The sequence below is a fragment of the Shinella sp. SUS2 genome (assembly GCF_001262505.1).
Classification (GTDB): Bacteria; Pseudomonadota; Alphaproteobacteria; order Rhizobiales; family Rhizobiaceae; genus Shinella.
Genome location: NZ_KQ410746.1, coordinates 1 through 26,169, shown reverse-complemented (window position 1 = coordinate 26,169; position 26,169 = coordinate 1). Strand labels below are relative to the sequence as shown.

Genomic DNA, 26,169 nt, shown 5'->3' with positions numbered 1-26,169 from the left:
ATGTTCGGCGGCGATCGCGATCTCCTTCCCGGCCTTCTGCCAGGCTTCTGGCGTGGCATCCGCTTCCATGTTCCCGATGCGTCGACGGCGGCCGGCCGGCGCATCGCTGAGCAGCTCTTCCCCGGCGTGGATGTTCCGGCCTATGACGATTTCGGGATGGCGCCGGCGGTCATCTCCATCGAAGGCCTTGTTGTCGGCGACGATTACATAGCCCAGGCAGCGGCACTCCAGGCGGCGATGGAAACGCCGGGCCCCTCGACGCTCGTTCATCCCTGGCTCGGCCCGATGACCGTCATCCTAGAGGAGCCGGGACAGGTCTTCTTCTCCGACCGCGAACTGCGCGTCACGCGCTTCTCCATCCAGTTCAAGCGCCTGCCGGCCGGCGGGCTCGGAGGGCTTTCCGGCCTTGCGAGCCTCGGCCGCGCGGGTGGGAGCCTTTCGACCCTGACGACGGCGATCTCTTCCGCCGCAGCCACACTCTCCACCTTCGCCAAGGCTCATGAGCAGCGCGCTATCTCCGTCGCGCGGCAGCTTTCCGTCAACCGGGCGCACCGTGTCTTTCGCGCCTCGATCGCCGCGCTCTCGCCGCCGACCGGCGCGCGGCGCACCTTGCCCCGCCTCAGCGCCTCGGTTCCCGATCTCGCGCCAACCGGCGCTCTCGCCTTCGATCAAATGGTGCAGGCAACCGTCGCCATTCTCGCCGCGGCGAGCCCGACGCCCGCCGTCTCGCCCGCCGCCGGCACGAGCGCCGAGGCTCCGCCGTCTCCTCTGGCGCTGATGACGATCGGCTTCGACCTTGCGTCTGCGCTTGCCGCCGAGGTTGCCCTTGCGCCGTCGCCGACAGACGGTCTTCTGCTTGCCTTGGCTTGCGGCCGCACGCTCACCGCCGCCGCCAGACAATCGGTCTTTGCTTCGTATGAGAGCCGCCGCGAGGCGCTCTCCTTCCGCACGCGGGCCGTGATCGCGATCGGCGATGCGGCCGACCGGCTCGAAGGCATGAGCAGCTCCATCTATGCGGGCCAGACCGGCAACCTGCGCCTGGCGCTCACGGATCTCAAGACGGCCGTCTCGTCCGACATCAACGAGCGGATCGGCCGCCTGCCGGATGTCCTGGTCCTGCGTCCGGACCTGCCCGCCGAAGCCTGGCAGATCGCCCATCATCTCTTCGGTGATGATCCGCAGCGCGTCGAGCCGGCCTTCCGCGACATCGTCCGGCGCAACCGGCCCCGCCATCCCGCCTTTCTCGAAGGCCCGGTCGAGGTGCTCAAATGAGCGGGATCGCGGTCTCCATCGATGGCGCGCCCTTCACCGCCTGGACGTCGGCCGAGGTCAGCCGCGACATGGAAGACCTGTCCGGCAGCTTCTCGATCGAGCTGCGCGATGCGCGCACCACCGACGCGCTGCCCAGCTCCACCTTCGCCGCGGCAAGGGCCGTGCAGCCCGGCATGGCCGTCGCGATCTCGGTCGATGGCGAGCCGTGCCTGGAAGGCTATGTCGATAATGTCAGCCCGTCGATCAGCGAGGGCCAAGCCGGCGTCAAGATTACCGGCCGCGACAAGACCGGCGACCTCGTCGACTGCGATGCGATCGGTGACGGCAAGGTGGCCGAGTTCAAGAACGTAAAGCTTGAAGATGCCGTGAAGCGCATTGCAGCGCCCTTCGGCCTCACCGTGAAGAGCGAGATCGACACCGGCGAGCCCTTCCAGCGCTACTCGCTCGACCTCGTCGAGACCGCCCATTCGGCAATCGAGAAGGGCGCACGCTCGCGTCACGCGCTGATCCTGTCGGACGGCATCGGCGGCATCGTCATCACCCGCACCGGCGCGAACCGCGCGCCGGCAAGCCTCACGCTGCCGGGCAACGTCCTGTCGGCCGAAGGCTCCTTCGATCATTCCGGCCGCTATTCGAAGACCATCGTGCGCGGCCAGTCAGAGCGCGCCGCCAAGGAGCGCAAGGGCGCAAAGCTCGATGTCACCGCCGAGCCTATCTCCGTCGATGACCGCGAGACGACGGACGGCGCTGCGACGGAACGCGAGCGCAAGGGCACGGCCGCGACCGGCATTGCCGAGGACGGCGAGATCAAGCGCTATCGCCCCATCGCCCATCTGACCCGATCGAAAGCTGACCAAATCAGCGCCGAGGACGAGGCCGACTGGCGCATGCGCACGGCGCGCGCCAAGGGCGAGCAGATCAGCTACACCGTCCACGGCTTCGGCGCCGGCGGCCGGCTCTGGCGCGTCAACGAGATGGTGACCGTCGAGGATGCCTTCATGGGCATCAACCGGGACATGCTCATTTCCAAGCTGACGATGCGCGAGGACGATAGCGGAAGGACGACGGCGCTGACCGTCACGTCGCCGGAAGCCTTCGACAAGGGCGCGACCGGATCGCGCCGCACCAATGCGCCGGGACGCAAGCGATCGCGCCCGTCCGGCACCATGGATACGACGGCGGAGAGCCTTTGATGGACAAGGAAACGGCAGATGCCCTGCGCGGCATGATCCGGCGCGTCACGCTGAAGAGCGTCAATGACGACGGCGAGATGCAGACGGCCTCCGTCGAGGTGGCGGACGGCATCGTGCGCGAAGACGTCGAGGTCGCGCAACCCTACGGCTTCGGCTCCAACCCGCCGGTCGACGGCGCGCTCGGCATCATGGTCGCCATCGGTGGCGACCAGGGCGATGCCGTCATCCTGCCCACCGGCAATCCCTCCGCGCGGATGGGCAAGCTGCCGAAAGGTGCGGTCGGCGTCTCCAACGCCAGCGGCGACAAGATCGTTGTCATGCCGAACGGAACGATCGAGATATCGGCGGCAAGCAACATCGTCCTGAAGCGCGGCGGATGCAGCCTGACCATCTCGGGCGACGGTTTCGCTTTCGCCGGCGGCACGATCACCCATGACGGTGTCGTCATCGACAAGACGCACAAGCACGTTTCCGCACCGCCCGGTGTGCCCGGCGTACCGCTCGGCGGCTAGGCACCGGCCCTGCCGCCCGCCATGGCGGGCATGAACGGGCTTGCGCGCGCGCGATAGCTTCGCGCCATGTTCTTCGATCTCGCTCTCGCCTTTGATCACGAGACGCGCCAGTGCGATCTGGCGCTCGGCGACGATTGCGATCTCATGATCGACGAGACGCCGGTGACGGCCATGCTCATGTCGGTCGGCCTCGATCGACGCGCCGCACCCGACGACGAACTGCCCGAAGGCCGCTCGATCTTCCTTGCCCCCGTCAGCTTTTCCGAACGGCGCGGTTGCCCCGGCGATGCGCTCGACCCCTTCGGCGATCTCACCGGTTGCCGCACCTGGCTTCTCTCCCGCGCCAAGGAAACCGAGACCACCCGCCAGCTCTACGCGTTCTGGCTGAAGGAGGGCCTTGCCTGGGTGCAGCGGGAGACCGGCGTGGCCGCCATCGTCGAGGTCGAATGGCAGCCCTCGAACCGTCTCGCCTGGCGCGTCCAGGTGGATGACGTCAGCCTGGCGCTTTCGCGCAGACTGGAGGCCTGATGCCCTGGCTCGTCCCGAAAGCCAAGCAGCTTGCCGAGCGCTTCGCCTCTTCCCTGGAAGACGGCCTCCTTACGATCCGCTCAACCCTCGATCCCATCGCCCTTTCGCGCGCCGTGCGGTCTCCGCGCGGCGTCTTCGCGCAGATCGGCCGCGCCGTCGTCCTCGTCGTCTCCGAGGTCCACGAGCATGTCGGCTACTGGTCGCGGCAGGTCTTTGTCGATACGGCCGAGGACGAGCACGTTCTGCGCCATGCCGGCATCTGGGGCGTCGATCAGCGCCAGCCCGTCGCCGCGATCGGCACGGTGCTGATCGAAGGCGATCCCGGCTTTGCAGTCCCGATCGCAACGGAACTGTCTTCCTCGAGCGGCGTGCTCTACGAGACGACGGCGGCTGCCGTTCTCGACGAGGACGGGCTTGCCACCGTTGCAGCCGCTGCGATCGAGCCAGGGCCGGCCGGCAATCTCGAAGCCGGCATTCGCCTTGCCACCGTCGTCGCCGTGCCCGAGATCGACCGCATCACCGTCGAGAGCGCCTTCGTGGGCGGCATCGGTGAGTGGACGATGGACGAACTGGCGGCCGCCGTGGGCGCCCATATCCGCCAGCGCCCGCATGGCGGGGCCGCCTTCGACTATCCCGTCTGGCTGTCCCAGCAGTTCTCGGTTGCCGCCGTCAATGTCGTCGAGGACTGGATCGGCCGCGGCTCGGTCGGCATCGTCGTCATGATGCGCGATCCGGACGGCACGCCGCGCGTGCCCTCGTCCGGCGAGATCGAGGCCATGCAGGCCTTTCTCGGCGAACAGGGCAGCGGCACGGGCGTTCGCCCGGTGACCGCCCGGATCGTCGTTATCGGCGGCGAGATCGTCACCCTGCCTTTGACCATCCGCATCCGGCCGGACACGCCGCGCACCCGCGCCGCCATCACCGAAGCCTGGCAGCGTTTCGTCGCCACCATCGGCGATGCCGACGACGAGGAGAACGCAGGGCCTATCGGTGCGCGCATCGAGCCCTCGCGCATCTCGGAGGCCATCTCTGCCGCGTCCGGCGAATATGCCCATGACCTGATTTTGCCCGCCGCGCCCTACACCCTCGACCGCACCGAATTCCCGGTTGCGGGCGCACCGACCTTCGAGGCGTGACATGGCCCGCGCCCTTCAAACCGTCCTTCAAAGCCTCGGTAAAAAGCTTCCGACCGGCTTTGCGCTCGGCCGACGCGGCGGGGTACTCGATACCCTGCTCGGCTCGGCCGCCGTCCTCCTTCATGACGCCGAGGCCAGCGCCGAGCGGCTGATGGACGAGATCGACCCGCGAACCGCCGTCGACCTCCTGCCGGATTTCGAGCGGTGCCTTGGTCCCGATCGTTGCGGTCGCGATCTTGCCGCAACGACCATCGAGCAGCGCCAGAAGCTGGCGCACCAGCGCTGGACGGCCTTCGGCGGTCAGTCGATCCCCTACCTTTCCGGCGTTGCCGCAAAGCTCGGCGTCACCATTTCGATCGAGGAGTTCTGGCCGAGCCGGGCCAACGTGCTGCGCGCCGGCCAGCGCCTTCGACCGGAAGGCTCGCAGTTCGTCTGGCGCGTCCAGGTGCCCGCCGCCGGCAGCTTCGAGGTCGCGGCCGTCGAATGCGAGCTGCGCCGGATCAAGCCTGCCCACACCCTTATCGTCTTCAACTTCGAGGAAGCCTGATGGATCGTGTCAACGGCGCGGATTTCGTCGATATCGGCGGCGGCAAGCGGGGCTTCGTCGGCGAGGACCTGCCGAACGGCGTTCCGGGAACCGAGGTCACCGACGACTGGCTCAACGGCGTCCAGGAAGAGGTGCTCGCCGTCATCGAGGACGCCGGCATCGTGCCCGATGCCGGCGACAACACCCAGCTCCTGCAGGCGCTCGCCTGGCGGGATGCGTCCAGGACCATCCCGTTCATTCCGGTCACCGCCGTCGACGTCACCGCGCCGCCCGGCGCGCCAGCCGTTGCAGAGGCCTACGTCGTCCCGCCGGGCGCCACCGGCGCCTGGGCCGGCCGCGAGCAGCAACTTGCGCAATGGACCGGCAACGCCTGGCGCTACCTCAATGCGCCGGACGGCCATGTCGTCGGCACGCCTGACGGCGTCCAGTTCACCAGGATCGCGGGGGTCTATACGGCCTTCGAGACCCAGTTCAACCGGCTCTTCAGCTACTTTGTAGGACAATTCTGATGGCAAGCGGAGACCTTGGCAGGGCGGCCCCGGCCGCCGAAACCCTCACCACCGTCTACACCGTGCCGAACGGCAAGGTCGCGACCTTCAACGTGCTGGCCGTTAATCGGGCCAACGCGTCGGTTTCGGCGCGGGTCGCGATCACGCGTGCGGCCGTGCCGGCCGATGAGGACTGGGTCGAATACGACGCACTTCTTTCCGGAAAGGGGGCAATCCTGGAGCGCTTCGGCCTGATCGGCGGTGCAGGAGAGAAGATCATCGTTTGGGCGGACGGCGCGGCGGTCACCTGGCGCGTCAACGGTTTTGAAGGAGCGCAGGTATGAGCCGTGTTGTTCAGCGACGGGACGGCCAGTCCGGCCTGCTTGGCCTTGGCAGCGACGGCGAGACCGTCAATGCCGGCATGATCGGCGCGGGCTTCCTCGGCATCTTCGGCCGCGGCATGTACCGCGTCTTCAATGCCAATGAGAATATTACCATTCCCGCCAACGTGAAGCGCATCCGCGTTCGTGTTATTGGCCCGGGTGGCTCGACGGCCGGCGTGAGCGCGGCCACGAACCTTTCGTCAGGCGCCGGTGGTGGTGGCTATGCCCACGGGGCTTTCGACGTTACGCCGGGCGATGTCTACGCTGTGACGGTCGGCGCACCAGGCGCGCCTGGGAGTAGCGGCGCAAACCAGGCCGCGGCGAGCGGAACGAGTTCCTTTGGTGCTTTAATCTCTGCGACGGGCGGCCAGCCCGGCGTCAATGCCCCTGCGGGACCGGTGCCAGGAGGCCTTGGCGGCATCGGTATCGGTGGGGATTTCCAGGCAAAGGGTGGAAAGGGCGGCGATGCGACCGCCAATGCTTCACCCGGCAGCGGCGGCGCCGCTGGAAGCCAGCTTGGCGACGGCGGCAACGGCGCCACCGTCCTGACGATTAACGACACGCCCGGCGGCGGCGGCGTAGGGGGCAATCATGCGAGCACGTGTGCGGCGGGGTCCGCATTTGGACCAGGAGGCCTCTATGCCGACAAGCGTGTGGGCGGCCCTGACGTTCTGGGTGAATTCAACACCGTCGACGGCACGCTCGTCGAGAACAAGATCGGCGCGACCTGCCGCTTTCCATTCGATATTTTCACCGGCGCGGCCTCTTATTCGAACAATGCGAATGCCGGTGCTCGTAGCGGGTCTGGTGCAGGCGGACCTGGAGGCTCGGGATCCGTGTCACCTCAACCCGGCGGACATGGCGGGGGCGGTGGCGTCGGCCTTGGCAGCAGCGCGCTTCCGGGCGGACAGGGTGGCATCGGCGGTGGTGCGGGTAGCGCGTCCGGCGCGAACAAGGCAGGTGCGCAGGGCGGCCGTGGCCTCGTAATCGTGGAGTGGTGAGATGAGCAATTACGCACGCATCATTGGCGGCGTGGCCGTCGACGTCTCGACCGATCCAGCCTTGCAGTTTCATCCGCAAATCGCCGCCGAGTTCGTCGAGGTGCCCGACGAGGTCTCGCACGGCTGGCGACTGGTTGACGATGAGTGGACCGCGCCTCCCGCCGCGGAGCCGGAACCGGAGCCCGAACAGCAATACCGGCTCCAGGTGACGCCGGTCGAGTTCAAGCTGCTCTTCGCGCCCGAAGAGCGCCTCGCCATCCGCCAGGCGCGCGAGTACCAGGGCGAGGAGGAACCCCAGAAGACGACGGCCTGGCTGATCGACGATTGGTGGTCGATCGTGGACGATCCGCGCCTCACTGTGGTCGACCTTGGCCTCTCGCAGACGCAAACCGGCCTCGACATGCTCGTGACGGCGACGATCCTCACCCAGGAGCGCCGCGACGAGATCGGCCGCGGCATGCCGATCTGAAGCGGTCGATGCCCCACCTCAGAACAAACGCAAGGTTGGAAAAGGCTGTGGGAACGCTTCCCAATACAGCTTCCTGTTGTTTAACTCCGCACTCTCAATGCGGAGGAATCAATGGCAGAAGAAATTTCCGACACGAGCGTTACCACCCAGGAACTAGACCGCTCCTTTTCAGTGCCTACTTTAATGGCAAATCGCTTCATGCTGAACGCGATGGGTGGTGGGATACGGATAGCGTTCGCAGAAAACCCAGGTCCCGACTTTCCAGACTATTTTCGATACGCGGTCTTGATCAGCAGAGAGGATGCCGAATCCCTCCGCGACGTTCTAACCGATATCCTCACAAAGAGTGCTCAGCCGCCTCGATCCGAACGAGGCGATCACAATGGACGATGATAAAAGAACCGCTTGGCACTTCCATAGACTTTACGGAACTAGTGGCGTCGATCCCAAAACAGCGGTGGTCGTGGGAAAGGGCGCAAAACCAGCATTGGCAGCGCCAGGCCGGCATGAGGCGGCGGCACCGCTTCGTGCTGGAACGGGAGGTGGCATCAACGTGACCCACACCCGTCGCCAGATTAAAGCGTACAACTTCACAGAGGCTGACCTCGATGCGGTGATGATGGCAAACGTTGTTTCCGCTATATCGTTTTCGGTGGGCTCCGCCGTGTTGGGCTTCTGGGTCGACGTCAATAAGGACGTTGCGCTTTTAGATAAGGCAAGCCCCACGGCCGAGGCGTTACAGACGATGGTGAACATCGTTGGCTTGCCGCTCATAATTGTGCTGTTTTTGATTGGGGGCTTCTTCGTTTGGAAGCGAAGTACCGTTATTTCCAGGGTAAAAAGCGAGAGTGAAAACGTCTCGGACTGAAACAAGGCACGCGAGCGAATGCGATTAAGGGCTAACCTCGGGACCACAACTCAGGGGAAATCACGGATGTTCAGTGTCGCTCTCAAATGTGGAAACTGCCGCAACCTCGTTTGACATCCCACTCAGGCGCGAGGCTCAAATGGAAGCTGGCGTTAAGGTTAAGCTCGATGGCCCTTCAAAGGGCCTTTGATTCGTCTTCGAACCTACTTTTTGACACCACGTCCGGAATTTCAAAAATTCCGATCTCTCGTGTCAAAATTCCGAAAATTCGCGGCGAGCTACAGCGAGGCGCGAACACGTTGAAAAGCCGCGATTATCTTGCATCCTCTCGGCCAAGCTGGACTTTACTGGACGAAGGGGAGTGGTGGGCCCGGAGGGACTCGAACCCCCAACCAAGCGGTTATGAGCCGCCGGCTCTAACCATTGAGCTACAGGCCCGGCCCGGCGCGGGGCCGGGGGCGTCGGTCAATGGCGGCCGACGTGTAGAGATCGTCTAGACGAATTCGGCGGGCCTCACAAGCGCCGCCGTATTCTCTACACAATCACGGGCGAAGAACGGCGCAAGGGACGCAACCATCAGGAGATTTTCTTTATGTTCTACGGAACTCTGGGCCGCCGCACGGGCGCCAGCATCGTCGCGCTTTCGCTGGCTCTCGCCGCTGCCCTTCCCCTGGCCGCGCAGGCGCAGGACAGTGCAAAGCCGCGCGAGGCGACCATCGTCGTGACCGGCGAAGGCAGCGCGGAAATGGCGCCCGACATGGCCCTGATCGACCTCGGCGTCGTCAAGGACGCCAAGACCGCCCGCGAGGCGCTCGACGCCAACAACAAGGCCATGGCCGACGTCCTGGCCGCCCTGAAGGAAGCCGGTATTGCCGAGCGCGATCTGCAGACCTCCGGCTTCATGATCAACCCGCAGTACCAGTACCCGCAGAGCTCGACCGGCGAGAACCCGCCGCCGGTGCTGATCGGCTTCCAGGTCACCAACACGGTAACGCTGCGCGTGCGCGACCTTTCCAAGCTCGGCGAGATCCTCGACAAGGCCGTGACGCTCGGCGCCAACCAGGGCAACGGCATCCGCTTCGTCAACGACAAGCCGGACACCGCCGTCAGCGCGGCACGCAAGAAGGCCGTCGAGAATGCCATGGCCAAGGCCAAGGAACTGACGGATGCCGCCGGCGTCGGCCTCGGCCGCGTGCTTGAAATCTCCGAAACCACCTATCGCGCAGAACCCATGCCGATGATGCGCGCCATGGCCAAGGACTATGCCGAAGGCGGCGCCGTGCCGCTCGCCACCGGCGAGAACAGCTATTCCGTCACCGTCAACGTGACCTTCGCACTCGGCAACTGAGCCGCACGACGGGAATGAAAGAAAGGGCTGGCGTCGTGCCGGCCCTTTTTGCGTTGTGCAACAGCGCGAATGGCAAGGCCGCCTCTCCCTGCGCCACCGGGCATGGAAAACCGGCGCCGCGACCGGCACTTGGGGAAAATCCTTCGGTTCGATGCGTTTCCCGACGCAGGATGCGTCGCAGCACTATGTGCGGCATGCGTCATGCATCGCCGCAAAACGCGAAAACCCTCCCGGCAGAACCGGGAGGGTGGCCGTTCACCGGCCGGGGGTGACGTGACGAACGGCGTTCCGGAGAACGGGCCGGCGTGCCGGCCCCCGTCATCAGCGCCAGAGGATCGGGCAATGGCGGTCGTTGGCAAAGACGATGCGGCTGTAGCCATCGCGGCGGAAACCGTCGACGACGACCTTGCGCGGCGTCACGTCCGCGATGCGGGCGCGGCGCAGGCCATGATCACGGGCCTTGGCGACGGCAAAGCCGAGGTCGCAGCGGCCGCGGCGGCCCCATTCGCCCTGACGGCGGTCATGACGGCGATCCCAGCGGTCGCGGCGCCAGTCCTGGTCGTGCACCTCGTAGAAGCCGTTGCGGTATCCCGCCGGCTCGATCGACAGCTCGATATTGGCAGCGGACGCCGCCGGCATGGCGGCCGTCAGCGCACCGAGGCCGAGAACGACGGCAAGAAGGGATTTTTTTAGAAAGCTGGTCATCGAGGGATCTCCTGTTCACACCGGCCGGGTCGTTTCGTCCGGCGATTGAGGAGACCTTAGAGGGGCAAGGCTGAATGCAGGCCGAAGCCGTCGTTCAGCCTCCGTTCAACTTCATGAACCGGTGAAGAAGGCGATGCGGGTGATGGTCCCCTCCTCGAGTTCGAGCAGCAGGATCTTCTCCTTCGAATAGGCATCGCCCGCCGCAGACTTGCCGCGCGCCGTCAGGCGGATCGCGACATTGCTGCCGAGCGCGTCGCTCATCACCAGCGCGTCGCCGTACCTTTCGTCAAAGGCCTCGAAATGCCGGGCGAGACGATCGCGCAGCGCGTCGCGGCCGTTGTCCATGCCCTCGCCGATGCCGGAAATCGCGACATCCTCGTGAACCTTGCCGGCAAGCGCGGCAAAGTCGCGGGCGTTCAGGGCCTCGATGACGGCGTGGTTGATGCTTTCGGTATTGACCATGAACTTCTCCTTCGGAGCCGGCGGTGCGCAAGCCCATTGGCCCCATTGGTGTCGGGCGGGAACCAGGGCCCAAGAACGCGGTCCATGGACGGGACTGACCATGCCACGCTTCAGAGGGACCGGCATAGGAACGTTCCATCCTGCGGTCCGGTTCCGTCAAGGCCCGAGATGCAGCACGATTTCCCGTCGGTGTGGCCGGTCGCGATGTTCGAAGAGATAGAGGCCCTGCCAGGTGCCGAGCACAAGCCGGCCACCGGAAACCGGTATGCCGATCGAAACGGATGTCAGCGCTGCCTTGATATGGGCCGGCATGTCGTCGGGCCCCTCCAGCGTATGCACGATCCAGCGCATCGCCGGATCGTCCGAGGGCGGCACGAGGCGGCGGAAGAACTGGTCGAGATCGCGCCGGACATCCGGATCGGCATTTTCCTGAATGAGCAGCGAACAGGAGGTGTGGCGGACGAAGACCGTCAGCAACCCCTCCTCCACGCCGGCGCCCCGCACGAAGGCGGTCGCCTCGTCGGTGAGTTCGTAGAGCCCCTGTCCGCGGGTCGGAACCGTCACGCTCTTTTGCGGCATGGCGTCAGCCGCCGATGGCCCAGAACAGGGTACCGACGACCACGATAAAGGCAAGGATGACGCCCATGAAGCGCGCCAGACCCATGTTCGTGTCGGTCGTGGATCCAACGATCGCATAGTAGAGGTTCGTCATGGCGCTTCCTTTCTTCCGGTTCCGACCGGTTTAGCGCAGCCCCCTCCGCCTCACAACTCGACGACCGCCTCGAAGCCGCCATAGATCATGCGCTTGCCGTCGAAGACGTCCTTCCAGTCGTCGCCCTTCAGGCGCTCGTCCGCCATCACCTTGGCAAGGATCTCGTCACGTGACGCCCGCGACGCGTAGGTGACCCAGGAGAAGATCACCACCTCGTCGTCCTTCGCCAGCACGGCGCGGGGAAACGAGGTGAGCTCGCCATAGGGCACATCGTCGCCGATGCATTCGACATAGTCGATTGCGCCGTGTTCCTTCCAGACATCGCCCGCCGTGCGCGCCATGTCCTTGTACCGCTCCAGATTGGCCTTCGCCACGGCCAACAGGAATCCATCGACATAGGTCATGATCGTCTCCTCCTTTGGTTTGGACATGACAAGGACGTGTGTCGCGCAACCGATCCGACAAGGGGGAGAAAATTTTATGCTACCGGCTCAGGGGCTGAAACCGGAGCCTATCGGCCTGACAGAGGCGAGCTGCCGATCGCCGCCTCGATGAAACTCCGCTTTGCTGCGGTGTAGGCATCCCCATCCAGGGGAAACTGTACGGAAAGCCGCTGCTTCAATGCACCATAGGCGGCGCGAAGAGCACCGTCCTGACGAAGCCGATCCCGAAAGACCAGACGCCTTCGGTGCGTTTCGTTTTCCGGCGGGCACAGATAGACGCGGCAGGCGGGTTCCCCGCTCGACAGGAAGGCCCACATGTCGTCCTCGTAGCGGTTTCCCCGGGCATCGTACCCCGCATCCGCCATGCACCGGCAGGCGGCCTCGATGCGTTTCCGGCTGCAAAGCGTCACATCGACATCGATGACCGGCTTTGCCGCAAGACCCGGCACCGCAGTGCTTCCGACATGATCCACCGCATGAACGGCGTCGCCAAGCAGCGCCCGAAGAGATTGTGAAACCTCCACGAACCGATCCGGCCATGCCGCATCATAACCGACAACGATCACGGGCGTGGGCAAAGACGGTCTCCTGTTCCAGCGAGAATTTGCGCGCGGAGACACCAGTGTACACGGCCGAGGGGCGGGCCGTCATCCAGACCGATCGCACGGATCGTCCGGTCGACGGCTACGCCCTCGGCCGTCCCTTACCACGCACCGCAATTCTTCAGCTGGCGCGAATAGCTGGCCGCCATGTTGGCTGCGCGCTTCGCGCCGGCCTTGGAGGTACCGCTCCAGTTGCCGCGCGAATAGCCGGCATGGCCGTGATAGTAGGCGATGTAGAGGCGGTAGGTGTCGGTAAGGGCGATGCCGTTCTTGCGGTTGCTCTCGGCGTGATACCAGGCGATGAAGCGGATCGCGTCGGAGAAGTCCGTACGGTTGGCGGTCCAGCGGCCGGTCACGCGCTTGTACTGCGCCCAGGTGCCGTCCAGCGCCTGCGAGAAGCCGAGCGCGGTTGACTGGCGTTTCCATGGAATGAAACCTAGGAGCTTCGTGCGCGGCGGGCGCGCATTGTGCCGGAAGCCGGACTCCGTGTAGATCGTCGCCATGAGCACGGGAACGGGCACGCCATATTCGCGCTCGGCGCGGTAGGCGGCTCGCCGCCAGTTGTCGAACAGGCCGTCACGTTGCTCGAAGATGGCACAGGCGTTCTGCGTCTGCCTTGGAACAGACGCACATCCGGCGAGCAACAAGAGGACGACGATCAAGACGCAACGCATCGCAGATCCTCAAAATTTCCGGATATTTATAAATCGTAAATCTTAACAATCCGTTTTGATTCAAATGCCCAATACCGCCTTCCATTCACGCAAGTGATCCGCCCATCAAATATGCAAATGCATTATTTTGTTGCGCTTTTTCCCCTTCCGGCCTAATCAATCTGCAGCACGCCGGCCCTTCGCGAACGATTGTTCCGGACCGTGAAAGAACCCGCTCCGCATCGGAATCCGGCCTGCGCCGTCCGGGCGCGTGAGCATCTGCGACCGGGCCACTCCATGGCCCCAGTTGAGGAGAATTCCATGAAGAAGCAGATTTTTGCCGGCGCCCTGCTCGCCGCATCCGTCGCCTTTGCCCCGCTCGCCCATGCGGACATCGTCATCGGCCTTGTTGCCCCGCTGACCGGCCCGGTCGCCGCCTATGGCGACCAGGTGAAGAACGGCGCGCAGGCGGCTGTCGACCAGATCAACAAGAACGGCGGCATTCTGGGCGAACAGGTCGTGCTGAAGCTGGCCGACGATGCGGGCGAGCCCAAGCAGGGCGTTTCGGCCGCCAACCAGATCGTCGGTGAAGGCATCCGCTTCGTCGTCGGCCCGGTGACCTCGGGCGTCGCCATCCCGGCCTCCGACGTCTTTGCCGAAAACGGCGTGCTGATGGTCACCCCGACGGCGACGGCGCCGGACCTGACGGCCCGCAGCCTCACCAACGTGCTGCGCACCTGCGGCCGCGACGACCAGCAGGCGGAAGTTGCCGCCGCCTATGTGCTGGCGAACCTGAAGGACAAGAAGGTCGCCGTGGTTCACGACAAGGGCGCCTATGGCAAAGGCCTGGCCGATTCCTTCAAGGCCGCGCTGAACAAGGGCGGCGTCACCGAGGCTCTTTACGATTCTGTCACCCCGGGCGACAAGGATTTCAGCGCACTGATCACCCGCCTCAAGGCCGACGGCGTCGAAGTCATCTATTTCGGCGGCTACCATCCGGAAGGCGGCCTGCTTGCCCGCCAGCTGAAGGACCTGTCGGTCAACGCCACGATCATCGGCGGTGAAGGCCTCTCGAACAGCGAATACTGGGCAATCGGCAACGAAGCAGCCGCCGGCACGCTCTTCACCAACGCCTCCGACGCGCTGAAGAGCCCCGACTCGCAGGCTGCCGTCGCCGTGCTGAAGGAAAAGGGCATCCCGCCGGAAGCCTTCACGCTCAACGCCTACGCCGCCGTCGAAGTTCTGAAGGCCGGCATCGAGAAGGCCGGCAGCGCAGAAGACTCCGCCGCCGTTGCAACCGCCCTGAAGTCCGGCGAAGCCATCCCGACCGCCATCGGCAAGCTGACCTATGGCGAGAACGGCGACCTCACCTCGCAGAGCTTCTCGCTCTTCAAGTGGGAAGACGGCAAGATCGTCGCCGCCGAGTAAGGTAAAGCATATCCGAAACGGAAAACGCCGGGGTCCTGCCCCGGCGTTTCTGTTTGGCCGTCTAGCGTGCAATCACGCGTCGCCGTTGGAATGTGCCCAGTCGAAATAGAGGTCGCGCGCCTTGGCGGTGATCGGGCCACGCTGGAGATCGCGGTCGTCGAGTCGCGTCACCGGAACCACCTTGGAGTAGTTGCCGGAGGTGAAGATCTCGTCGGCGGCCGCAAAATCGGCGACCGTCAGCGTCGTTTCGACCACCTCGAAACCGGCTTCGTTCAGGAGGCCGATGACGCGGGTGCGCGTGATGCCGGCAAGGAAGGTGCGGTTGGCGGCGGGCGTGAAGACGACGCCGTCCTTCACCATGAAGATGTTGGACGAGGCGGTTTCGGCGACGTTGCCCAGCATGTCGCGCACCAGCGCGTTGTCGAAGCCGCGCTTGCGGGCCTCCACCAGCATGCGGGCATTGTTCGGATAGAGGCAGCCGGCCTTGGCATCCGTCGGCATGCATTCCACCGTCGGGCGGCGGAAAGGCGAGACGGTCAGCGAGGACGCCGCGTTGGGGTCGCCCATCGGCGCCTCAAAGAGGCAAAGCGCAAAACGGGTCGATTCCGCATCCGGCGCAACCACGCTGAACGAGCCATGCTCGGCCCAGTACATGGGCTTGATGTAGATCGCCGTCTTGCCGTCGAACTTCTTGACGCCTTCCCAGGACAGCGCCTCGATCTCCTCGGCCGTCACCACCGCCTTGAGGCCGAGGGCCTCGGCGGAACGGTTGACGCGCTGGCAATGCAGGTCGAGGTCCGGCGCGATACCGTCGAACCAGCGCGCGCCGTCGAAGACGGTCGAGCCGAGCCACATGGCATGCGAGGTGGGGCCGATGAGCGGCGGATTGCCTGAAACCCATTCGCCATCCACGAAGGTCCAGGTCGTCGAGCGTGGTGCGGTATCGACTGGCATTTTGTAAAACTCCTTTTCGCCCATCAACGCCCGGTGGGCCGGGCCGGTCAAGTCACAAATGCCTTCCGACAGCCAGCCCCGCTTGTCCATTCAAGATGTTGAATGGGTGCATCAGGCCTTATCATGGGTGATATTCTGGCGGGGCGCCGCAGGCCATGCGATAGAAAGGCATGACCGCAGAAGACATTGCCCCGCCGCCGATCCGCCGCCTCACCGCCGAGGATGCCGAGGCCTTTCGCGCGCTCCGACGCGAGGCCCTGCTGCAGGTCCCCGCCGCCTTCGCCAGCACCGCGGAGGATCTGGAGAAGCTGTCCGATGAGGCGATCCGCAAGCTTCTCGCCGATCTTGCCCTCTTTGCCGCCTTTCGCGGCAAAGAGCCTGTCGGGATGATGGGCCTGATGCGGTTCAATACGAGCAAGATGGCCCATCGCGCCAATCTCGTCATGGTCTACCTGCGCACCGCCGAACGCGGCCGAGGCGTTGCCGGCGCCCTCCTCGCTGCCGTCACGGCCCATGCCCGGGACAGTTGCCTCAGACAGATCGAGCTTGCCGTCACCGCCGAGAATGCGCCTGCCCTCGCCTTCTATCGCCGCGAAGGCTTTGCGGAAATCGGGTACATGCCCGCGGGCTTCCTGCATGAAGGCCGCGAGATCGATGAAATCCTCATGATGCGCCGGGTCGTCTGACCGGAAGGGAGCCAATATGCGCGCGATGTATTACGAAGCCTTCGAGGCGACACCTGAAGTCCGCACCCTGCCGGACCCGACGCCGACGCCCGGCGGCGTGGTGATCAAGGTGGAGGCGACGGGGCTCTGCCGCTCCGACTGGCAAGGCTGGATGGGCCACGACCCGGATATAAGCCTGCCGCATGTGCCGGGCCACGAGCTCGCCGGCAAGGTGGTCGCCGTCGGCAGGAATGTGCGCCGGTTCCGCGAGGGCGAGCGGGTGACCGTGCCCTTCGTCTCGGGCTGCGGCCACTGCGGCGAATGCCGCTCGGGCAACCAACAGGTTTGCGAAGAACAGTTCCAGCCCGGCTTCACCCATTGGGGCTCCTTCGCCGAACTCGTCGCCATCGATTTTGCCGACCACAATCTCGTGCACCTGCCCGATGCCATCGACTACGCGACGGCCGCCAGCCTCGGCTGCCGCTTCGCCACCTCCTTCCGTGCCGTCGTCGACCAGGCGCGGGTGACGGGCGGCGAATGGGTGGCCGTGCACGGCTGCGGCGGGGGGGGCCTCTCCGCGATCATGATCGCCGCCGCGCTTGGCGCCAATCCCATCGCCATCGACATATCCGTGGAGAAACTGGACTTTGCCCGGAAGATGGGTGCCGTCGCCGCCATCAACGCCCGCGAGGTCGCCGATGTCGCGGAGGCCGTGCGCGAGATCACCGGCGGCGGGGCGCATGCCTCGATCGATGCGCTCGGCTCTCCCGCTACTTGCTTCAACTCGATAAAGAACCTGCGTCGACGCGGGCGGCATGTGCAGGTCGGCCTGATGCTCGCCGACCATGCGACGCCGAAGATTCCCATGGCGCAGGTCATTGGCCACGAGCTGGAAATCTACGGCAGCCACGGCATGCAGGCCTGGCGCTACGACGCCATGCTGGCGATGATCGAAAGCGGCAAGCTCTCCCCGCAACAGCTGATCGGCCGCCATATCAGCCTTGATGAGGCCGTGCCGGCGCTGATGGCGATGGACAAGGCGACGGACCTCGGCATCAGTGTCATCACGCGGTTCTGAGGCAGCGGCTCCGCGCGTCTGACCGATTGACATTCCCACGTCGATGGCGACCAATCGCCATCGACAATGCCAGAAGGAATCGCCGCCCATGTCCCATGCCGCCTATGTCTTTGACGCCTATGGCACGCTGTTCGACGTGCACGCGGCTGTGCGCCGCCATGCGGGGGATGTCGGGCCGAACTACCAGATCTTTTCCGAGATCTGGCGCGCCAAGCAGCTCGAATATTCCTGGACGCGCGCGCTGATGGGCGCCTATGCGGATTTCTGGCAACTCACCGAGCAGGCGCTCGACTATACGTTCAAGCGCATCGGCGGCGTCGATCCGGCACTGCGCCAGAAGCTGCTCGACGCCTACTGGAAACTCGACTGCTACCCGGAAGTGCCGGCCGTCTTGAAAGCGCTGAAGCAGCGCGGCGCGCATATCGCCATCCTCTCCAACGGCTCGCCCGCCATGCTGGCCTCGGCGGTGAAGAACGCCGCGCTCGACACCGTCATCGACGACATCTTCTCGGTCGACGCACTGAAGACCTACAAGACCGCCCCCGCCGTCTACGATCTCGTGACGACGAACTACCGGCTCTATCCCAACGCCGTCTCCTTCCAGTCCTCCAACCGCTGGGACATTGCCGGCGCGACGAAATTCGGCTTCCGCACCGTCTGGATCAACCGCAGCGACATGCCGGACGAATATTTCGACCTCGGCCCCGCTCTCATCCTGCCCACGCTCGAAAGCCTCTGAACGGAGCCCGCATGGCCTGGTCTGCCGCGCAATACCTGAAATTCGAGGACGAACGCACCCGCCCTGCCCGCGACCTGCTCGCGCAGGTGCCGGCCGACCTTGTCGCCGGCACGGTCTACGACCTCGGCTGCGGGCCGGGAAACTCGACGGAGCTGCTGGTGGAGCGTTTTCCCGGCCGGGGCGTGCGCGGCGTTGACAATGCCGGCGACATGCTGAAGGCCGCACGCCAGCGCCTGCCGGGCGTCGATTTCGTCGAATGCGATCTTGCCAGATGGCGCCCGCACGAGCCGGCTGCCCTGCTCTTCGCCAATGCCGTCTTTCAGTGGCTGCCCGATCCGGTGGCGCTGATGGCCCGACTGATGGACGGCCTGCGTCCCGGCGGCGTGCTGGCGGTGCAGATGCCGGACAACCGCAACGAGCCCTCCCATCTCCTGATGGAAGAAAGCGCTCTTGCCGGCCCCTGGCAGGGCGCCTTCGTCGAGGGTACGCCGCGCCGCGGCCCGATGCCCGCACCACCGGCTTGTTTCGACGCACTCGGCCCGAAGGCGGCCCGCGTCGATGTCTGGCACACCGTCTACAACCATCCCATGGCGAATGCGGCCGCCATCGTCGACTGGGTGAAGGCGACGGGCCTGCGTCCCTATCTCGACCGCCTGCCGGCCGGTGGACGCGACGGCTTCCTTGCGGATTACGAGCGCCGCATCGCGAACGCTTATCCGCCGATGGCCGACGGTCGCCGGCTGCTGCGCTTCCCTCGGCTCTTCATCATTGCCGTCAAAAGCTGATCACCGCCCCGCGCGAAACTTTTCCTTCAGTCTTGCGATATCCGCCGCGCTCCAGTCCGTCACATCGGTCACCGCGATCCATGGATCGATATAGTGCTCGCCGGCATAGACATGGCCAAGCCCCATCGGCGTCGTGGTCGCCATGGCCATGTCGAGCGTCAGCTGCAGGAAAGTGACGACGGGATACCATTCGAAATCCGGAGAGACATCCGGCCCGCGCGGCACAACCATCCAGGCCGGCTGGCGGTAGAAGGCATAGGGATCGTAGAAGGTGATCGGGTCGCTGGCATATTGCAGGTAGACGATGCGCATCGGCCCCCAATGGTCGCCCGCCTCGGGCAGCGCATTCTTCTGGCTGGTAAAGCGCACATAGGAGCCGTCACGGAAGCGCGGCAGCCAGGCGGGCGTTCCGGGATTGCGGTCCGCCGTCATCTTGCGCCAGATGCGGCTCGGAAACGGCGGACCGGCCCAGAGCGCACCCTGATAGGGATCGCCGATCACCTCGAAGAGTTCAGCGGATTGCTCCGACGACAAGGCGCCGAGGCTGAGACCATAGAGATAGAGTTTTGGCCGCTTGTCCTTCGGCAGGCTCGTCCAGTGACCGTAGATCGCGCGGAAGAGCGCCCGGGCGGCCTCTGCACCGTAGTCCGGCTCGGCAAGCAGAGAGAGCCAGCTGGCGAGGTAGGAATACTGGATGGCAACGCTGGCGATGTCGCCATGATGCAGGTACTCGACCGTATCGATGCCCTCCGGATCGATCCAGCCGGTGCCCGTCGGCATGGTGATGACGAGCGTCGAGCGTTCGAAGCCGCCGACTCGGATCAGCTCGTCGAGCGCGACCTTCGCCCGCGCCTCGGGCGTCTCGGCAGCGTTGAGGCCGGCATAGACGCGCAGGGGCTCCATCGCCGGCTTGCCCGTAAAGGCGGCGATATCCCCTGCCGTCGGTCCGCTCGCCACGAAGGAGCGCCCCATGCGGCCAAGCGCGTCCCAGCGCACCAGCGAGGCGGCGCTGCCGGATTTTCTGGCATCCGTGGGCTCGGCCGTATCCGGTTCGATCACCTGGTCGAGCCGGCGGAAGGAGGAATCGGCCGTGTGCAGCACGAACCGCGCCAGGACACCGTCCGCCAGCGTCCAGAACAGCGTCGCGGCCAGCGCCGTGCCGATGACATAGGAGAGCCTCCGCGGCGCCGCCCGGCGCGAGGTCCGGGCAAACAGCCGGGCAAGGAAGGCAAAGAGCCGCCCAAGGCCGAAAAGCACGAGGAAGACGGCAAGCCCGATAAGGCCGACATAGAAGGGATGCGCGGTGTCGATCGGCGGCAGGCGCATCAACGTTCGGATGGAGTTCTGCCACTCCGCCGTGCGCCAGAGAAAGACCAGCACCACGATGCCGCAAATGCCACCCGCCCCCGCAGCGAGCCAGAGACGCGCCCGGTCCTTCGGTTCCGGCAGTTCGAGCCAGAACCACAGCGCTGCAAGAGCCACACCAAGCCCATAGCCGCAGGCCATGGCGACGCCCGAAAGCACACCCTGCGTGACATAGGTGCGCGGCAGGAGGCTCGGCGTCAGCGAGGCGGCAAAACACAGCGTGCCCAGGATCAGCCCCGTCGCGGAAAAGGACAGGACAAAGCGCCAGAACCAATCCCGCATGACAACCCTTCCGCCGTTCCATTCCCTTGCCCAACGAGCCTTGCACGGCAGGAGGAAGGAGGCAAGCCATCGTATCCCCTTCCCCGAACAGAGGGCCGCAGGACACGGTTACGCGTCCTCCCGCAGACGCCTCATGACAGAAACGCGCCGCTGGGGGCAGCTCACCCGTTGGGTAAATTCCTGGTTAGGCACGCTCCAAACCTGTCCGGTTCCGGGATTTCTGTCCTGTTTCCTGTCAAGTTTTGTACACTTATAAAGTGTGCATGGAGAATCAAGAAAGCAAAAATAAATGAACTTCCCGCAATGGTTGAATTTAAAATTCAAAAGCACATCCTTTTATTCACGGGCCAACGCCTTGGCTCGGTGAACGCAATGATTGCGAGGAGTAAATCATATGAGCGACACCTATTTTCTTACGGCCGGTGACGACACCTTCGTCTTCGAAAACCGGCAAGGAAGTGTCTTTGCACAGGGTGGCAACGACAGTGTTCTCGGCAACGACGGCGCCAACAGGATCGGCCTCGGAACCGGAAACGACGTCGCCCAGGCAGGAGGGGGAAACGACGTCATATGGGGCAACGCCGGCAATGACGAGATCGACGGCGGGGCTGGCAACGATACACTCTTCCATGGTGCTGGCGACGACATCGTGCGTGGCGGAAGCGGCAACGACATCGTCTATGGCGGACCCGGCATTTCACCGAACTCGGGACGCGACGATATCGACGGCGGGGCCGGTAACGACACGATCTATGCCGGAGACATGAACGACACGCTGCGGGGCGGCGAAGGCGACGATTTGATCGGCGGCGGGGACGGCGATGACGTCATCTACATGGATGGCAACGACACCGTCTATGGCGGGAACGGAGAGGATACGGCCTATCTCGACGGGAATGCCGGCGACTATCTTCTGACGCTGAATGGCAGTGGCTTGTTCGAAATTTCAGGCAATGGCGACAAACAGGCGGTCTTCGGCGTCGAAAAGATCGTCACGGCCAATGGCGTGATCAATCTCGATCTGGACCTGAGCAATCTTGTGGGAGCCGGACTGGGCGATGTGCTCAACGAGGTCGGCCTGAACGGTCTCCTCGACACGCTTCTTGGCGAGAACATCGGCGACGGAGGCCTCCACCTCGACGACCTCGTCGATGGTGTCGTCGATCTTGCCGATCTCGGTCTCACGCAGTCGTTGCTGGACGACCTGCTTGGCCCGGGCGGAGTGCTGGACGATCTGCTCGGCATCCTTTGATACCGGGAGCCCCAACACAGTGCTGCCGAACACACAAAAGCCCCCGCGACCAACCGGCCGTGGGGGCTTTGCTTTGAACAGTCTCCAAGGCTGCCGGAAAGACCCGGCAGCGCAGGGCTTCCTCAGCGGTCGAGGAACGAGCGGAGCTTGCGCGTTTTAGCTATCCAGGAAGCTTCTCAGCTTCCTGGAGCGGCTCGGGTGCTTCAGCTTGCGCAGCGCCTTCGCCTCGATCTGGCGGATACGTTCGCGCGTCACCGAGAACTGCTGGCCGACTTCTTCCAGCGTGTGGTCGGTGTTCATGCCGATGCCGAAGCGCATGCGCAGCACGCGTTCCTCGCGCGGCGTCAGCGAGGCGAGCACGCGGGTGGTCGTCTCGCGCAGGTTCGCCTGGATGGCGGCGTCGATCGGCAGAAGCGCGTTCTTGTCCTCGATGAAGTCGCCGAGGTGGCTGTCTTCTTCGTCACCGACGGGCGTTTCGAGCGAGATCGGCTCCTTGGCGATCTTCAGGACCTTGCGGACCTTTTCGAGCGGCATGGCGAGCTTTTCGGCCAGTTCTTCCGGGGTCGGCTCGCGGCCGATCTCGTGCAGCATCTGGCGCGAGGTGCGTACGATCTTGTTGATCGTCTCGATCATGTGCACGGGAATGCGGATCGTGCGGGCCTGGTCCGCGATCGAACGGGTGATCGCCTGCCGGATCCACCAGGTCGCGTAAGTGGAGAACTTGTAGCCGCGGCGATACTCGAACTTGTCGACCGCCTTCATCAGGCCGATATTGCCTTCCTGGATGAGGTCGAGGAACTGCAGGCCGCGGTTCGTGTACTTCTTGGCGATCGAGATCACGAGACGGAGGTTGGCTTCCACCATCTCCTTCTTGGCGATGCGCGCCTCGCGCTCGCCCTTCTGCACCATGTGCACGATGCGGCGGAACTCCGAGATGGAGATGCCGGTCTCGGTGGCGAGATTCTGGATCTCCTGGCGGATGTCGCGGATCGTCGTGTTTTCGCTTTTGGCGAATTCCTTCCAGCCGCGGGCGGCCAGATTGGCGATCGACTTCATCCAGTTCGGATCGAGTTCCGCACCGGAATACTGTTCGAGGAACGAATCGCGCTTGACGCCGTAGCTTTCGGCGAGACGCAGCAGGCGGCCCTCGTTCTGCACGAGGCGCTTGTTGATGTCATAGAGCTGCTCGACGAGGCTATCGACGCGGTTCTGGTTCAGCGACAGCGACTTGACGGCCGTGATCAGCTCGTCCTTGAGCTCCTTGTAGCGGCGCTCCTGGGCGGGCGAGAGCGTGCCGGTCGCCTGCAGGCGGGCTTCCACCTGCTGGTCCTGCAGCTTGCGCAGCTTCTTGTAGGTCTCGGCGATCGTGTCGAGCGTTTCCATGACCTGCGGGCGCAGTTCCGCTTCCATAGCGGCGAGCGAAAGGTTCGACTCGTCGTCGTCCTCTTCCTCTTCCTCCGGCGGCATGGCGTCGCCGCCGACATTGGTGATGTCGTCGTCGTTGGCGGCGCGCGGCTTGCGGGTCCGTTCCTTTTCCTCGGCCGCCTTGCGATCGGCCTCGATCTTTTCCGGCGACTGGAACTGCGGAGCCGCCTTCGCCTCGGGACCGGAATAGGTCGTTTCGAGGTCGATGATCTCGCGCAGCAGCGTCTGGCCTTCGTTGAGTTCATCCCGCCAGATGATGATGGCCTGGAACGTCAGCGGGCTCTCACAGAGGCCGGCAATCATCGTCTCGCGGCCGGCTTCGATGCGCTTGGCGATGGCGATTTCGCCCTCGCGCGACAAAAGCTCGACGGAGCCCATCTCGCGCAGGTACATGCGCACCGGGTCGTCCGTGCGGTCGGTCGGCTCTTTCTTCTTGGCGGTGGCAAGCGCGGTGCCGCTGGAGGTGGCAAGTTCGCCGCCCTCGCTGTCGCCGTCGTCGTCGCCGCCCTCTTCCTCACCGCCTTGGGTCGCCTCTTCGGCGTCCTCGTCCTCGATGACGTTGATGCCCATGTCGGACAGCATGGCCATCGTGTCCTCGATCTGCTCCGAGGTGACTTCCTCGGACGGCAGGACAGAATTCAGCTCGTCCATGGTGACATAGCCGCGCTTCTTGGCGGCCTTGATCATCTTCTTGACGGCATCATCGGAAAGATCGAGAAGTGGGCCGTCGGATGCGCCTTCGCGTTCGTTTTCGACTTCCTCGTTCTCTTTGACCTTTGTCGCCATTTATTTCGTCGCTTTCCTGAGCATCAGTTTCCAAGCGGTTAGGGGTTCCGCGACCGATCGCCTTTCGGCATCGTCACCGCGAATCAGCATCCCTGACCTAACGGATTGACAATTAAATCCCGATTAACCACAGCCCGGCCCCCGGACCTGTGGCGATGTTGCCGAAGCAACACGATTGACATGACTTCCCGATCCGCCGTACCCATTCCTTCACAGCCAACAATGGTGATTCCCAGAATTTTCGGTTACGTCAAGCTTTTCCGGCAAAAAAGCTGGAAAAGGTTCCGATTCGGGTTCGCGGACAGGAAAGTCGGCGGATCCGGGCGATAGAGCCCACATGTAGGAGCCTTTCCTAAAAAGACAAGACCCCCGTTCCCCCGACAACCCGCGCCTCGGCCGAACCGATTCGCAGCCGACACGATCAGAACGAACGACCATCGACCTTGGTGATGGTCAGGGCCTCCAGATCGATGGCCGGAATGCAGCGCAGGTTGACCGCCGCCATCCTGTTCCCTTTCGGATCGCTTCCCTCACCATAGGGCGCAATGCCGCATTTGGCGCAGAAATGGTGTTCGATGACGTGGCGGTTGAACATGTAGGTCGAAACGTTCTCCTCCTTACTCGTCAGCACGAATTTCTCGCGTGGCACGAAGGCGAGCAGTGCGCCGCGGCGCCGGCACATGGAGCAGTTGCAGTCGAGCCCCGTGTCGAACTCGCCCTCCACCTCGAAAGCGACCGCGCCGCAATGACAGCTTCCCTCATACTTCATTTCCAGACCTCCTCTCACGTTCTCGCGCCTGTCGTTGTCACAAACCGCTGGACAGGTTTGCGCGGCAGGCGTCAATGCCAGTCCATGACGACCTTGCCGGAATTGCCCGAGCGCATCGCCTCGAAGCCATCCCGAAAATCGTTGATCCCGATGCGATGGGTAATGATCGGCGAAAGATCGAGCCCGCCCTGCACGAAGGCGATCATCTTGTACCAGGTCTCGAACATCTCACGGCCGTAGATGCCCTTCAGCGTCAGCATCTTGAAGATCACCTTGTTCCAGTCGATGCCGAAACCATCGGGCGCGATGCCGAGAATGGCGATCTTGCCGCCATTGTTCATCGCATCGATCATCGAGCGGAAGGCCGGCGGGGCGCCGGACATTTCAAGGCCGACGTCAAAACCCTCGGTCATGCCGATCTCGGCCATCACCTCGGCAAGGTCCTGGCTGGAGGCATCGACGACATAGTCGATACCGACCTTGCGTGCGAGATCGAGGCGCACGGGGTTGATGTCGGTGATGACGACCTTGCGGGCACCGGAACGTTTCGCAACCATCGCGCCCATGATGCCGATCGGCCCCGCGCCGGTGACGAGCACGTCCTCGCCGACGAGGTCGAAGGACAGCGCCGTATGCACGGCATTGCCGAACGGATCGAAAATCGCCGCGACCTCATCGGGCACATCGTCGGGGATCGGCACGACATTGTATTCGGGGATCGAGACGAATTCGCCGAAGGAACCCGGCCGGTTGACGCCGACGCCTTTCGTGTAGTGGCAGAGATGGCCGCGGCCGGCCCGGCAGTTGCGGCACTTGCCGCAGACGATATGCCCCTCGCCCGAGACCCGCTCGCCGACATGGTACTTGGTGACGGCCGAGCCGACCTCGGCGATCTCGCCGACGAATTCGTGGCCGACGACCATCGGTACGGGGATGGTCTTCTGCGCCCAGTGGTCCCAGTTCCAGATATGCACGTCCGTGCCGCAGATCGCCGACTTCTTCACCCGGATCAGCACGTCGTTGGGGCCGACCTCGGGGACCGGCACGCTCTCCATCCAGAGACCGACTTCAGGTTTTGCTTTAACCAGCGCGCGCATCATGTTCGACATGACGAAATCTCCGCAAGGGATTCAGACGATTCTCTAAATGACGCCGAGCTCACGCCCGACCTCTGCGAAGACGTCGATGGCCTTGCGGACATCCGTCTCGCCGTGCGCCGCCGACATCTGGGTGCGGATGCGTGCCTGGCCGCGCGGCACGACCGGGAAGGAAAAGCCGATCACATAGACGCCCCGCGCCAGCATGCGCGAGGCCATCTC

General features: G+C 64.3%; 30 protein-coding genes, 1 tRNA gene and 1 pseudogene. 18 read left to right on the top strand and 14 right to left on the bottom strand.

Going from position 1 to position 26,169, the window contains the following annotated elements; all coding sequences use genetic code 11:
• The 11 genes from AKG11_RS28100 to AKG11_RS34735 all read left to right on the top strand — a co-directional run bounded on the left by AKG11_RS28100 (nucleotide 1) and on the right by AKG11_RS34735 (nucleotide 8,397).
• Nucleotides 1-1,272 carry a DNA circularization N-terminal domain-containing protein gene (locus AKG11_RS28100; RefSeq protein ID WP_050746287.1) on the top strand — a complete coding sequence of 424 codons (1,272 nt, stop codon included), beginning with the start codon at nucleotides 1-3 and terminating at the stop codon, nucleotides 1,270-1,272.
• Nucleotides 1,269-2,465, top strand: a complete 1,197-nt coding sequence (locus AKG11_RS28095; RefSeq protein ID WP_050746286.1) for a phage baseplate assembly protein — start codon at nucleotides 1,269-1,271, stop codon at nucleotides 2,463-2,465. Before AKG11_RS28100 ends, AKG11_RS28095 begins: the two co-directional genes overlap by 4 nt.
• Nucleotides 2,465-2,977, top strand: coding sequence for a phage baseplate assembly protein domain-containing protein (locus AKG11_RS28090; RefSeq protein ID WP_050746285.1), 513 nt, complete (start codon nucleotides 2,465-2,467; stop codon nucleotides 2,975-2,977). The genes AKG11_RS28095 and AKG11_RS28090 overlap by 1 nt, the downstream gene beginning before the upstream one ends.
• Before the next feature lie 66 nt (nucleotides 2,978-3,043).
• Nucleotides 3,044-3,505, top strand: coding sequence for a phage GP46 family protein (locus AKG11_RS28085; protein WP_050746284.1), 462 nt, complete (start codon nucleotides 3,044-3,046; stop codon nucleotides 3,503-3,505).
• Nucleotides 3,505-4,641 carry a baseplate J/gp47 family protein gene (locus AKG11_RS28080; RefSeq protein WP_050746283.1) on the top strand — a complete coding sequence of 379 codons (1,137 nt, stop codon included), beginning with the start codon at nucleotides 3,505-3,507 and terminating at the stop codon, nucleotides 4,639-4,641. The genes AKG11_RS28085 and AKG11_RS28080 overlap by 1 nt, the downstream gene beginning before the upstream one ends.
• Nucleotide 4,642: 1 nt before the next feature.
• A complete protein-coding gene (locus tag AKG11_RS28075) occupies nucleotides 4,643-5,188 on the top strand; it encodes a putative phage tail protein (protein WP_050746282.1) in 546 nt (181 codons plus the stop codon).
• Nucleotides 5,188-5,697 (top strand): DUF2793 domain-containing protein, encoded by a 510-nt coding sequence (locus AKG11_RS28070; RefSeq protein WP_050746281.1) that lies wholly within the window; start codon nucleotides 5,188-5,190, stop codon nucleotides 5,695-5,697. Before AKG11_RS28075 ends, AKG11_RS28070 begins: the two co-directional genes overlap by 1 nt.
• Nucleotides 5,697-6,020 carry a hypothetical protein gene (locus tag AKG11_RS28065; protein ID WP_050746280.1) on the top strand — a complete coding sequence of 108 codons (324 nt, stop codon included), beginning with the start codon at nucleotides 5,697-5,699 and terminating at the stop codon, nucleotides 6,018-6,020. Before AKG11_RS28070 ends, AKG11_RS28065 begins: the two co-directional genes overlap by 1 nt.
• Entirely contained in the window at nucleotides 6,017-7,060 is a 1,044-nt protein-coding gene (locus AKG11_RS34740) for a hypothetical protein (protein WP_050746279.1), read from the top strand. The genes AKG11_RS28065 and AKG11_RS34740 overlap by 4 nt, the downstream gene beginning before the upstream one ends.
• A gap of 1 nt (nucleotide 7,061) precedes the next feature.
• The gene (locus tag AKG11_RS28055; RefSeq protein ID WP_050746278.1) at nucleotides 7,062-7,529 is read left to right on the top strand and encodes a hypothetical protein; all 468 of its coding nucleotides are present in this window, start codon (nucleotides 7,062-7,064) and stop codon (nucleotides 7,527-7,529) included.
• A 382-nt stretch (nucleotides 7,530-7,911) separates the two neighbouring features.
• Complete coding sequence (locus AKG11_RS34735; protein WP_156334146.1) at nucleotides 7,912-8,397, top strand: hypothetical protein; 486 nt, start codon at nucleotides 7,912-7,914, stop codon at nucleotides 8,395-8,397.
• A 362-nt stretch (nucleotides 8,398-8,759) separates the two neighbouring features.
• Here AKG11_RS34735 and AKG11_RS28045 read toward each other — a convergent pair.
• A tRNA-Ile gene (locus tag AKG11_RS28045) sits at nucleotides 8,760-8,835 on the bottom strand.
• A 154-nt stretch (nucleotides 8,836-8,989) separates the two neighbouring features.
• On the opposite strand from AKG11_RS28045, the gene AKG11_RS28040 reads away from it, so the two are divergent.
• Nucleotides 8,990-9,745 carry an SIMPL domain-containing protein gene (locus AKG11_RS28040; RefSeq protein WP_023515859.1) on the top strand — a complete coding sequence of 252 codons (756 nt, stop codon included), beginning with the start codon at nucleotides 8,990-8,992 and terminating at the stop codon, nucleotides 9,743-9,745.
• Nucleotides 9,746-10,066: 321 nt separating this feature from the next.
• Here the strand turns inward: AKG11_RS28040 and AKG11_RS28035 are convergent, their stop codons facing one another.
• The 7 genes from AKG11_RS28035 to AKG11_RS28010 form a co-directional block, all read right to left on the bottom strand.
• The gene (locus tag AKG11_RS28035) at nucleotides 10,067-10,450 is read right to left on the bottom strand and encodes a hypothetical protein (RefSeq protein ID WP_050746276.1); all 384 of its coding nucleotides are present in this window, start codon (nucleotides 10,448-10,450) and stop codon (nucleotides 10,067-10,069) included.
• A gap of 111 nt (nucleotides 10,451-10,561) precedes the next feature.
• Nucleotides 10,562-10,912 carry a nuclear transport factor 2 family protein gene (locus AKG11_RS28030; RefSeq protein WP_023515861.1) on the bottom strand — a complete coding sequence of 117 codons (351 nt, stop codon included), beginning with the start codon at nucleotides 10,910-10,912 and terminating at the stop codon, nucleotides 10,562-10,564.
• A gap of 156 nt (nucleotides 10,913-11,068) precedes the next feature.
• Nucleotides 11,069-11,491 carry a secondary thiamine-phosphate synthase enzyme YjbQ gene (locus AKG11_RS28025; RefSeq protein ID WP_050746275.1) on the bottom strand — a complete coding sequence of 141 codons (423 nt, stop codon included), beginning with the start codon at nucleotides 11,489-11,491 and terminating at the stop codon, nucleotides 11,069-11,071.
• 4 nt (nucleotides 11,492-11,495) lie between these two features.
• Nucleotides 11,496-11,624: a hypothetical protein gene (locus AKG11_RS35720; RefSeq protein WP_256364426.1), complete on the bottom strand. Its 129-nt coding sequence runs from the start codon at nucleotides 11,622-11,624 to the stop codon at nucleotides 11,496-11,498.
• A gap of 50 nt (nucleotides 11,625-11,674) precedes the next feature.
• On the bottom strand, nucleotides 11,675-12,028 hold the full coding sequence (locus tag AKG11_RS28020) for a DUF1428 domain-containing protein (RefSeq protein ID WP_050746335.1): 354 nt from the start codon (nucleotides 12,026-12,028) through the stop codon (nucleotides 11,675-11,677).
• A gap of 107 nt (nucleotides 12,029-12,135) precedes the next feature.
• Entirely contained in the window at nucleotides 12,136-12,645 is a 510-nt protein-coding gene (locus AKG11_RS28015) for a GrpB family protein (protein ID WP_050746274.1), read from the bottom strand.
• Nucleotides 12,646-12,770: 125 nt separating this feature from the next.
• Complete coding sequence (locus AKG11_RS28010) at nucleotides 12,771-13,343, bottom strand: transglycosylase SLT domain-containing protein (protein WP_050746273.1); 573 nt, start codon at nucleotides 13,341-13,343, stop codon at nucleotides 12,771-12,773.
• 300 nt (nucleotides 13,344-13,643) lie between these two features.
• Between AKG11_RS28010 and AKG11_RS28005 the strand changes: the two genes are divergently transcribed.
• Nucleotides 13,644-14,750, top strand: a complete 1,107-nt coding sequence (locus tag AKG11_RS28005; protein WP_023513119.1) for a branched-chain amino acid ABC transporter substrate-binding protein — start codon at nucleotides 13,644-13,646, stop codon at nucleotides 14,748-14,750.
• A 72-nt stretch (nucleotides 14,751-14,822) separates the two neighbouring features.
• Here the strand turns inward: AKG11_RS28005 and AKG11_RS28000 are convergent, their stop codons facing one another.
• A complete protein-coding gene (locus tag AKG11_RS28000) occupies nucleotides 14,823-15,704 on the bottom strand; it encodes a branched-chain amino acid aminotransferase (protein ID WP_037408515.1) in 882 nt (293 codons plus the stop codon).
• Between the two features lie 170 nt (nucleotides 15,705-15,874).
• Between AKG11_RS28000 and AKG11_RS27995 the strand changes: the two genes are divergently transcribed.
• The 4 genes from AKG11_RS27995 (at nucleotide 15,875) to tam (ending at nucleotide 18,971) form a co-directional block, all read left to right on the top strand.
• Complete coding sequence (locus tag AKG11_RS27995; RefSeq protein WP_050746272.1) at nucleotides 15,875-16,390, top strand: GNAT family N-acetyltransferase; 516 nt, start codon at nucleotides 15,875-15,877, stop codon at nucleotides 16,388-16,390.
• A gap of 16 nt (nucleotides 16,391-16,406) precedes the next feature.
• Nucleotides 16,407-17,447 carry a zinc-dependent alcohol dehydrogenase family protein gene (locus AKG11_RS27990; protein ID WP_050746271.1) on the top strand — a complete coding sequence of 347 codons (1,041 nt, stop codon included), beginning with the start codon at nucleotides 16,407-16,409 and terminating at the stop codon, nucleotides 17,445-17,447.
• An 88-nt stretch (nucleotides 17,448-17,535) separates the two neighbouring features.
• Nucleotides 17,536-18,186 (top strand): haloacid dehalogenase type II, encoded by a 651-nt coding sequence (locus AKG11_RS27985; RefSeq protein ID WP_023513115.1) that lies wholly within the window; start codon nucleotides 17,536-17,538, stop codon nucleotides 18,184-18,186.
• Between the two features lie 11 nt (nucleotides 18,187-18,197).
• A complete protein-coding gene (tam, locus tag AKG11_RS27980) occupies nucleotides 18,198-18,971 on the top strand; it encodes a trans-aconitate 2-methyltransferase (RefSeq protein ID WP_050746270.1) in 774 nt (257 codons plus the stop codon).
• Here the strand turns inward: tam and AKG11_RS27975 are convergent, their stop codons facing one another.
• Entirely contained in the window at nucleotides 18,972-20,618 is a 1,647-nt protein-coding gene (locus AKG11_RS27975) for an alpha/beta hydrolase (protein ID WP_023513113.1), read from the bottom strand.
• Nucleotides 20,619-21,012: 394 nt separating this feature from the next.
• Here AKG11_RS27975 and AKG11_RS27970 point away from each other — a divergent pair, with 394 nt between their 5' ends.
• A complete protein-coding gene (locus tag AKG11_RS27970; protein ID WP_024271102.1) occupies nucleotides 21,013-21,870 on the top strand; it encodes a calcium-binding protein in 858 nt (285 codons plus the stop codon).
• Nucleotides 21,871-22,026: 156 nt separating this feature from the next.
• Here AKG11_RS27970 and rpoD read toward each other — a convergent pair whose 3' ends face one another.
• The 4 genes and pseudogenes from rpoD to AKG11_RS34730 form a co-directional block, all read right to left on the bottom strand.
• Complete coding sequence (rpoD, locus tag AKG11_RS27965) at nucleotides 22,027-24,081, bottom strand: RNA polymerase sigma factor RpoD (RefSeq protein WP_050746269.1); 2,055 nt, start codon at nucleotides 24,079-24,081, stop codon at nucleotides 22,027-22,029.
• Between the two features lie 421 nt (nucleotides 24,082-24,502).
• The gene (locus AKG11_RS27960; RefSeq protein ID WP_024271101.1) at nucleotides 24,503-24,850 is read right to left on the bottom strand and encodes a GFA family protein; all 348 of its coding nucleotides are present in this window, start codon (nucleotides 24,848-24,850) and stop codon (nucleotides 24,503-24,505) included.
• A gap of 71 nt (nucleotides 24,851-24,921) precedes the next feature.
• Nucleotides 24,922-25,959: an L-threonine 3-dehydrogenase gene (gene tdh / locus AKG11_RS27955; protein WP_024271100.1), complete on the bottom strand. Its 1,038-nt coding sequence runs from the start codon at nucleotides 25,957-25,959 to the stop codon at nucleotides 24,922-24,924.
• A gap of 33 nt (nucleotides 25,960-25,992) precedes the next feature.
• Nucleotides 25,993-26,169, bottom strand: a pseudogene (locus AKG11_RS34730) (glycine C-acetyltransferase); the annotation flags it as partial.

Bases quoted from the DNA above. Each gene is read 5' to 3' on its own strand.
- AKG11_RS28005 (WP_023513119.1), top strand. From the start codon at position 13,644: ATGAAGAAGCAGATTTTTGCCGGCGCCCTGCTCGCCGCATCCGTCGCC.
- AKG11_RS28040 (WP_023515859.1), top strand. From the start codon at position 8,990: ATGTTCTACGGAACTCTGGGCCGCCGCACGGGCGCCAGCATCGTCGCG.
- AKG11_RS28090 (WP_050746285.1), top strand. From the start codon at position 2,465: ATGGACAAGGAAACGGCAGATGCCCTGCGCGGCATGATCCGGCGCGTC.
- AKG11_RS28000 (WP_037408515.1), bottom strand. From the start codon at position 15,704: ATGCCAGTCGATACCGCACCACGCTCGACGACCTGGACCTTCGTGGAT.
- rpoD (WP_050746269.1), bottom strand. From the start codon at position 24,081: ATGGCGACAAAGGTCAAAGAGAACGAGGAAGTCGAAAACGAACGCGAA.
- AKG11_RS28070 (WP_050746281.1), top strand. From the start codon at position 5,188: ATGGATCGTGTCAACGGCGCGGATTTCGTCGATATCGGCGGCGGCAAG.
- AKG11_RS28020 (WP_050746335.1), bottom strand. From the start codon at position 12,028: ATGACCTATGTCGATGGATTCCTGTTGGCCGTGGCGAAGGCCAATCTG.
- AKG11_RS27975 (WP_023513113.1), bottom strand. From the start codon at position 20,618: ATGCGGGATTGGTTCTGGCGCTTTGTCCTGTCCTTTTCCGCGACGGGG.
- AKG11_RS27985 (WP_023513115.1), top strand. From the start codon at position 17,536: ATGTCCCATGCCGCCTATGTCTTTGACGCCTATGGCACGCTGTTCGAC.
- AKG11_RS28095 (WP_050746286.1), top strand. From the start codon at position 1,269: ATGAGCGGGATCGCGGTCTCCATCGATGGCGCGCCCTTCACCGCCTGG.
- AKG11_RS27970 (WP_024271102.1), top strand. From the start codon at position 21,013: ATGAGCGACACCTATTTTCTTACGGCCGGTGACGACACCTTCGTCTTC.
- AKG11_RS34740 (WP_050746279.1), top strand. From the start codon at position 6,017: ATGAGCCGTGTTGTTCAGCGACGGGACGGCCAGTCCGGCCTGCTTGGC.
- AKG11_RS28030 (WP_023515861.1), bottom strand. From the start codon at position 10,912: ATGGTCAATACCGAAAGCATCAACCACGCCGTCATCGAGGCCCTGAAC.
- AKG11_RS35720 (WP_256364426.1), bottom strand. From the start codon at position 11,624: ATGACGAACCTCTACTATGCGATCGTTGGATCCACGACCGACACGAAC.
- tam (WP_050746270.1), top strand. From the start codon at position 18,198: ATGGCCTGGTCTGCCGCGCAATACCTGAAATTCGAGGACGAACGCACC.
- AKG11_RS28010 (WP_050746273.1), bottom strand. From the start codon at position 13,343: ATGCGTTGCGTCTTGATCGTCGTCCTCTTGTTGCTCGCCGGATGTGCG.
- AKG11_RS28085 (WP_050746284.1), top strand. From the start codon at position 3,044: ATGTTCTTCGATCTCGCTCTCGCCTTTGATCACGAGACGCGCCAGTGC.
- AKG11_RS28055 (WP_050746278.1), top strand. From the start codon at position 7,062: ATGAGCAATTACGCACGCATCATTGGCGGCGTGGCCGTCGACGTCTCG.
- tdh (WP_024271100.1), bottom strand. From the start codon at position 25,959: ATGTCGAACATGATGCGCGCGCTGGTTAAAGCAAAACCTGAAGTCGGT.
- AKG11_RS34735 (WP_156334146.1), top strand. From the start codon at position 7,912: ATGGACGATGATAAAAGAACCGCTTGGCACTTCCATAGACTTTACGGA.
- AKG11_RS28100 (WP_050746287.1), top strand. From the start codon at position 1: ATGTTCGGCGGCGATCGCGATCTCCTTCCCGGCCTTCTGCCAGGCTTC.
- AKG11_RS28025 (WP_050746275.1), bottom strand. From the start codon at position 11,491: ATGCCGCAAAAGAGCGTGACGGTTCCGACCCGCGGACAGGGGCTCTAC.
- AKG11_RS27990 (WP_050746271.1), top strand. From the start codon at position 16,407: ATGCGCGCGATGTATTACGAAGCCTTCGAGGCGACACCTGAAGTCCGC.
- AKG11_RS28075 (WP_050746282.1), top strand. From the start codon at position 4,643: ATGGCCCGCGCCCTTCAAACCGTCCTTCAAAGCCTCGGTAAAAAGCTT.
- AKG11_RS28035 (WP_050746276.1), bottom strand. From the start codon at position 10,450: ATGACCAGCTTTCTAAAAAAATCCCTTCTTGCCGTCGTTCTCGGCCTC.
- AKG11_RS28065 (WP_050746280.1), top strand. From the start codon at position 5,697: ATGGCAAGCGGAGACCTTGGCAGGGCGGCCCCGGCCGCCGAAACCCTC.
- AKG11_RS28080 (WP_050746283.1), top strand. From the start codon at position 3,505: ATGCCCTGGCTCGTCCCGAAAGCCAAGCAGCTTGCCGAGCGCTTCGCC.
- AKG11_RS27995 (WP_050746272.1), top strand. From the start codon at position 15,875: ATGACCGCAGAAGACATTGCCCCGCCGCCGATCCGCCGCCTCACCGCC.
- AKG11_RS27960 (WP_024271101.1), bottom strand. From the start codon at position 24,850: ATGAAGTATGAGGGAAGCTGTCATTGCGGCGCGGTCGCTTTCGAGGTG.